Origin of the sequence: Pollutibacter soli (assembly GCA_029269725.1) — a bacterium.
GTDB classification, from domain to species: Bacteria; Bacteroidota; Bacteroidia; order Chitinophagales; family Chitinophagaceae; genus Pollutibacter; species Pollutibacter soli.
In genome coordinates this window covers 1-6717 of sequence record JARJHS010000017.1, presented here as the reverse complement: position 1 = coordinate 6717, position 6717 = coordinate 1, and the positions used below count along the sequence as shown (strand labels likewise).

Genomic DNA, 6717 nt, shown 5'->3' with positions numbered 1-6717 from the left:
AGCTGCACTCGGTGGGCAAGGCCACGCAGCAGATGATGCAGGAGCCGCTGACCAAGGAGCGCCTGATCAGCGACTGGAACAGCAATGTCAGCGTGGCGGTGGCTCGCACCACGGCCATCGCCAAGAGCAGCGACGCAAGTCTGGTGCAGTTTCTGGCGGCGGATGCGGCTGCCACTGCTAAGAGCACGGCCAATGTGCTAAAGCAGATCGAGCCCCTGATCACCCAGCCTGCGGAACGCGAGATCCTGGACAAGATCATGCAGGTGCGCAAAACCTATATTGCCAGCCGCGACAAGGTCAGTCAGCTCAAGGCCGACGGCATGGCCGAAGAGGCTGAGTCCACGCTGATCAACAGCTATGTGCCGGCCGCCCAGGGCTATCTGAAGCTGCTCGGCGAGCTGCTGAACCTGCAGCGCGCCAGCCTTGACGCCAAGGCGGCAGAGGTGGAGCAGATCGAGAGCAGCAGCAGGACGTAGAAGCTTGCGGCCGCACTCGAGCACCACCACCACCACCACTGAGATCCGGCTGCTAACAAAGCCCGAAAGGAAGCTGAGTTGGCTGCTGCCACCGCTGAGCAATAACTAGCATAACCCCTTGGGGCCTCTAAACGGGTCTTGAGGGGTTTTTTGCTGAAAGGAGGAACTATATCCGGATTGGCGAATGGGACGCGCCCTGTAGCGGCGCATTAAGCGCGGCGGGTGTGGTGGTTACGCGCAGCGTGACCGCTACACTTGCCAGCGCCCTAGCGCCCGCTCCTTTCGCTTTCTTCCCTTCCTTTCTCGCCACGTTCGCCGGCTTTCCCCGTCAAGCTCTAAATCGGGGGCTCCCTTTAGGGTTCCGATTTAGTGCTTTACGGCACCTCGACCCCAAAAAACTTGATTAGGGTGATGGTTCACGTAGTGGGCCATCGCCCTGATAGACGGTTTTTCGCCCTTTGACGTTGGAGTCCACGTTCTTTAATAGTGGACTCTTGTTCCAAACTGGAACAACACTCAACCCTATCTCGGTCTATTCTTTTGATTTATAAGGGATTTTGCCGATTTCGGCCTATTGGTTAAAAAATGAGCTGATTTAACAAAAATTTAACGCGAATTTTAACAAAATATTAACGCTTACAATTTAGGTGGCACTTTTCGGGGAAATGTGCGCGGAACCCCTATTTGTTTATTTTTCTAAATACATTCAAATATGTATCCGCTCATGAATTAATTCTTAGAAAAACTCATCGAGCATCAAATGAAACTGCAATTTATTCATATCAGGATTATCAATACCATATTTTTGAAAAAGCCGTTTCTGTAATGAAGGAGAAAACTCACCGAGGCAGTTCCATAGGATGGCAAGATCCTGGTATCGGTCTGCGATTCCGACTCGTCCAACATCAATACAACCTATTAATTTCCCCTCGTCAAAAATAAGGTTATCAAGTGAGAAATCACCATGAGTGACGACTGAATCCGGTGAGAATGGCAAAAGTTTATGCATTTCTTTCCAGACTTGTTCAACAGGCCAGCCATTACGCTCGTCATCAAAATCACTCGCATCAACCAAACCGTTATTCATTCGTGATTGCGCCTGAGCGAGACGAAATACGCGATCGCTGTTAAAAGGACAATTACAAACAGGAATCGAATGCAACCGGCGCAGGAACACTGCCAGCGCATCAACAATATTTTCACCTGAATCAGGATATTCTTCTAATACCTGGAATGCTGTTTTCCCGGGGATCGCAGTGGTGAGTAACCATGCATCATCAGGAGTACGGATAAAATGCTTGATGGTCGGAAGAGGCATAAATTCCGTCAGCCAGTTTAGTCTGACCATCTCATCTGTAACATCATTGGCAACGCTACCTTTGCCATGTTTCAGAAACAACTCTGGCGCATCGGGCTTCCCATACAATCGATAGATTGTCGCACCTGATTGCCCGACATTATCGCGAGCCCATTTATACCCATATAAATCAGCATCCATGTTGGAATTTAATCGCGGCCTAGAGCAAGACGTTTCCCGTTGAATATGGCTCATAACACCCCTTGTATTACTGTTTATGTAAGCAGACAGTTTTATTGTTCATGACCAAAATCCCTTAACGTGAGTTTTCGTTCCACTGAGCGTCAGACCCCGTAGAAAAGATCAAAGGATCTTCTTGAGATCCTTTTTTTCTGCGCGTAATCTGCTGCTTGCAAACAAAAAAACCACCGCTACCAGCGGTGGTTTGTTTGCCGGATCAAGAGCTACCAACTCTTTTTCCGAAGGTAACTGGCTTCAGCAGAGCGCAGATACCAAATACTGTCCTTCTAGTGTAGCCGTAGTTAGGCCACCACTTCAAGAACTCTGTAGCACCGCCTACATACCTCGCTCTGCTAATCCTGTTACCAGTGGCTGCTGCCAGTGGCGATAAGTCGTGTCTTACCGGGTTGGACTCAAGACGATAGTTACCGGATAAGGCGCAGCGGTCGGGCTGAACGGGGGGTTCGTGCACACAGCCCAGCTTGGAGCGAACGACCTACACCGAACTGAGATACCTACAGCGTGAGCTATGAGAAAGCGCCACGCTTCCCGAAGGGAGAAAGGCGGACAGGTATCCGGTAAGCGGCAGGGTCGGAACAGGAGAGCGCACGAGGGAGCTTCCAGGGGGAAACGCCTGGTATCTTTATAGTCCTGTCGGGTTTCGCCACCTCTGACTTGAGCGTCGATTTTTGTGATGCTCGTCAGGGGGGCGGAGCCTATGGAAAAACGCCAGCAACGCGGCCTTTTTACGGTTCCTGGCCTTTTGCTGGCCTTTTGCTCACATGTTCTTTCCTGCGTTATCCCCTGATTCTGTGGATAACCGTATTACCGCCTTTGAGTGAGCTGATACCGCTCGCCGCAGCCGAACGACCGAGCGCAGCGAGTCAGTGAGCGAGGAAGCGGAAGAGCGCCTGATGCGGTATTTTCTCCTTACGCATCTGTGCGGTATTTCACACCGCAATGGTGCACTCTCAGTACAATCTGCTCTGATGCCGCATAGTTAAGCCAGTATACACTCCGCTATCGCTACGTGACTGGGTCATGGCTGCGCCCCGACACCCGCCAACACCCGCTGACGCGCCCTGACGGGCTTGTCTGCTCCCGGCATCCGCTTACAGACAAGCTGTGACCGTCTCCGGGAGCTGCATGTGTCAGAGGTTTTCACCGTCATCACCGAAACGCGCGAGGCAGCTGCGGTAAAGCTCATCAGCGTGGTCGTGAAGCGATTCACAGATGTCTGCCTGTTCATCCGCGTCCAGCTCGTTGAGTTTCTCCAGAAGCGTTAATGTCTGGCTTCTGATAAAGCGGGCCATGTTAAGGGCGGTTTTTTCCTGTTTGGTCACTGATGCCTCCGTGTAAGGGGGATTTCTGTTCATGGGGGTAATGATACCGATGAAACGAGAGAGGATGCTCACGATACGGGTTACTGATGATGAACATGCCCGGTTACTGGAACGTTGTGAGGGTAAACAACTGGCGGTATGGATGCGGCGGGACCAGAGAAAAATCACTCAGGGTCAATGCCAGCGCTTCGTTAATACAGATGTAGGTGTTCCACAGGGTAGCCAGCAGCATCCTGCGATGCAGATCCGGAACATAATGGTGCAGGGCGCTGACTTCCGCGTTTCCAGACTTTACGAAACACGGAAACCGAAGACCATTCATGTTGTTGCTCAGGTCGCAGACGTTTTGCAGCAGCAGTCGCTTCACGTTCGCTCGCGTATCGGTGATTCATTCTGCTAACCAGTAAGGCAACCCCGCCAGCCTAGCCGGGTCCTCAACGACAGGAGCACGATCATGCGCACCCGTGGGGCCGCCATGCCGGCGATAATGGCCTGCTTCTCGCCGAAACGTTTGGTGGCGGGACCAGTGACGAAGGCTTGAGCGAGGGCGTGCAAGATTCCGAATACCGCAAGCGACAGGCCGATCATCGTCGCGCTCCAGCGAAAGCGGTCCTCGCCGAAAATGACCCAGAGCGCTGCCGGCACCTGTCCTACGAGTTGCATGATAAAGAAGACAGTCATAAGTGCGGCGACGATAGTCATGCCCCGCGCCCACCGGAAGGAGCTGACTGGGTTGAAGGCTCTCAAGGGCATCGGTCGAGATCCCGGTGCCTAATGAGTGAGCTAACTTACATTAATTGCGTTGCGCTCACTGCCCGCTTTCCAGTCGGGAAACCTGTCGTGCCAGCTGCATTAATGAATCGGCCAACGCGCGGGGAGAGGCGGTTTGCGTATTGGGCGCCAGGGTGGTTTTTCTTTTCACCAGTGAGACGGGCAACAGCTGATTGCCCTTCACCGCCTGGCCCTGAGAGAGTTGCAGCAAGCGGTCCACGCTGGTTTGCCCCAGCAGGCGAAAATCCTGTTTGATGGTGGTTAACGGCGGGATATAACATGAGCTGTCTTCGGTATCGTCGTATCCCACTACCGAGATATCCGCACCAACGCGCAGCCCGGACTCGGTAATGGCGCGCATTGCGCCCAGCGCCATCTGATCGTTGGCAACCAGCATCGCAGTGGGAACGATGCCCTCATTCAGCATTTGCATGGTTTGTTGAAAACCGGACATGGCACTCCAGTCGCCTTCCCGTTCCGCTATCGGCTGAATTTGATTGCGAGTGAGATATTTATGCCAGCCAGCCAGACGCAGACGCGCCGAGACAGAACTTAATGGGCCCGCTAACAGCGCGATTTGCTGGTGACCCAATGCGACCAGATGCTCCACGCCCAGTCGCGTACCGTCTTCATGGGAGAAAATAATACTGTTGATGGGTGTCTGGTCAGAGACATCAAGAAATAACGCCGGAACATTAGTGCAGGCAGCTTCCACAGCAATGGCATCCTGGTCATCCAGCGGATAGTTAATGATCAGCCCACTGACGCGTTGCGCGAGAAGATTGTGCACCGCCGCTTTACAGGCTTCGACGCCGCTTCGTTCTACCATCGACACCACCACGCTGGCACCCAGTTGATCGGCGCGAGATTTAATCGCCGCGACAATTTGCGACGGCGCGTGCAGGGCCAGACTGGAGGTGGCAACGCCAATCAGCAACGACTGTTTGCCCGCCAGTTGTTGTGCCACGCGGTTGGGAATGTAATTCAGCTCCGCCATCGCCGCTTCCACTTTTTCCCGCGTTTTCGCAGAAACGTGGCTGGCCTGGTTCACCACGCGGGAAACGGTCTGATAAGAGACACCGGCATACTCTGCGACATCGTATAACGTTACTGGTTTCACATTCACCACCCTGAATTGACTCTCTTCCGGGCGCTATCATGCCATACCGCGAAAGGTTTTGCGCCATTCGATGGTGTCCGGGATCTCGACGCTCTCCCTTATGCGACTCCTGCATTAGGAAGCAGCCCAGTAGTAGGTTGAGGCCGTTGAGCACCGCCGCCGCAAGGAATGGTGCATGCAAGGAGATGGCGCCCAACAGTCCCCCGGCCACGGGGCCTGCCACCATACCCACGCCGAAACAAGCGCTCATGAGCCCGAAGTGGCGAGCCCGATCTTCCCCATCGGTGATGTCGGCGATATAGGCGCCAGCAACCGCACCTGTGGCGCCGGTGATGCCGGCCACGATGCGTCCGGCGTAGAGGATCGAGATCTCGATCCCGCGAAATTAATACGACTCACTATAGGGGAATTGTGAGCGGATAACAATTCCCCTCTAGAAATAATTTTGTTTAACTTTAAGAAGGAGATATACCATGGGCAGCAGCCATCATCATCATCATCACAGCAGCGGCCTGGTGCCGCGCGGCAGCCATATGGCTAGCATGACTGGTGGACAGCAAATGGGTCGCGGATCCTCGAACCATGACAAGCAGTACATCGGCCATGCCGGCGAACTGCGCGTCCTGTCGCAGCGGATCGCGAAGAACGCCACCGAAGCGGCGGCGGGCAAGGGCGAGGCGTTCAAGCTCCTGAAGGATGCGCGCAACGACTTCGAGAAACGCTGGAACATCTTGGTCAACGGCGACGAGAGCACATCCCTGCCGCCCAGCCCCGAAGCGGTGAAGCCGCAGATGGACGTGGTGCAGCAGGACTGGGACGGTCTGCGCAAGAACGCCGACTCCATCCTCGCCAGCGAACAGACCGTACTGTCCCTGCACCAGGTGGCCTCGACCCTCGCCGAAACCATCCCGCAGCTGCAGGTGGAATACGAAGAGGTGGTCGACATCCTGCTGGAGAACGGTGCCCCGGCCGACCAGGTCGCGGTCGCCCAGCGCCAGTCGCTGCTCGCCGAACGTATCCTCGGCTCGGTGAACAAGGTGCTGGCCGGCGACGAGAACTCGGTGCAGGCCGCCGACAGCTTCGGCCGCGACGCCAGCCTGTTCGGCCGCGTACTGAAGGGCATGCAGGAAGGCAACGCGGCGATGAGCATCTCCAAGGTGACCAACGCCGAGGCGGTGGATCGCCTGAACGAGATCGCCGAACTCTTCGAGTTCGTCTCCGGCTCGGTGGACGAGATCCTCGAGACCTCGCCCGACCTGTTCCAGGTCCGGGAAGCGGCGAACAACATCTTCAGCGTTTCGCAAACCCTGCTGGACAAGGCCTCGCAACTGGCCGACGGCTTCGAGAACCTGGCCGGCGGGCGTTGAGTCGACAAGCTTGCGGCCGCACTCGAGCACCACCACCACCACCACTGAGATCCGGCTGCTAACAAAGCCCGAAAGGAAGCTGAGTTGGCTGCTGCCACCGCTG

4 protein-coding genes and 4 pseudogenes are annotated in these 6717 nt (G+C 55.1%); 3 read left to right on the top strand and 5 right to left on the bottom strand.

Translation table 11 applies throughout. From position 1 onward, the window contains the following. Window positions 1-473: pseudogene (locus tag P2W82_RS24625) on the top strand (methyl-accepting chemotaxis protein); the annotation flags it as partial. 739 nt (window positions 474-1212) lie between these two features. Here the strand turns inward: P2W82_RS24625 and aph(3')-Ia are convergent. Both aph(3')-Ia and P2W82_RS24615 read right to left on the bottom strand, forming a co-directional pair. Next, window positions 1213-2028 (bottom strand): aminoglycoside O-phosphotransferase APH(3')-Ia, encoded by an 816-nt coding sequence (aph(3')-Ia, locus tag P2W82_RS24620; protein ID WP_000018329.1) that lies wholly within the window; start codon window positions 2026-2028, stop codon window positions 1213-1215. Window positions 2029-3164: 1136 nt separating this feature from the next. Continuing rightward, window positions 3165-3389 carry a Rop family plasmid primer RNA-binding protein gene (locus tag P2W82_RS24615; RefSeq protein WP_003660230.1) on the bottom strand — a complete coding sequence of 75 codons (225 nt, stop codon included), beginning with the start codon at window positions 3387-3389 and terminating at the stop codon, window positions 3165-3167. 16 nt (window positions 3390-3405) lie between these two features. On the opposite strand from P2W82_RS24615, the gene P2W82_RS24890 reads away from it, so the two are divergent. Beyond that, window positions 3406-3756, top strand: a complete 351-nt coding sequence (locus tag P2W82_RS24890) for a hypothetical protein (protein WP_000818063.1) — start codon at window positions 3406-3408, stop codon at window positions 3754-3756. A 17-nt stretch (window positions 3757-3773) separates the two neighbouring features. On the opposite strand, the pseudogene P2W82_RS24605 reads toward P2W82_RS24890, so the two are convergent. The 3 genes and pseudogenes from P2W82_RS24605 to P2W82_RS24595 all read right to left on the bottom strand — a co-directional run. Further along, window positions 3774-4115 (bottom strand): annotated as a pseudogene (locus P2W82_RS24605) (hypothetical protein); the annotation flags it as partial. Window positions 4116-4164: 49 nt separating this feature from the next. After that, entirely contained in the window at window positions 4165-5247 is a 1083-nt protein-coding gene (gene lacI, locus P2W82_RS24600; RefSeq protein ID WP_000805902.1) for a DNA-binding transcriptional repressor LacI, read from the bottom strand. A 79-nt stretch (window positions 5248-5326) separates the two neighbouring features. Further along, window positions 5327-5611, bottom strand: a pseudogene (locus P2W82_RS24595) (MFS transporter); the annotation flags it as partial. Window positions 5612-5822: 211 nt separating this feature from the next. Between P2W82_RS24595 and pilJ the strand changes: the two are divergent. Beyond that, a pseudogene (gene pilJ, locus P2W82_RS24590) lies at window positions 5823-6611 on the top strand (chemotaxis chemoreceptor PilJ); the annotation flags it as partial. Between the last annotated feature and the right edge of the window lie 106 nt (window positions 6612-6717).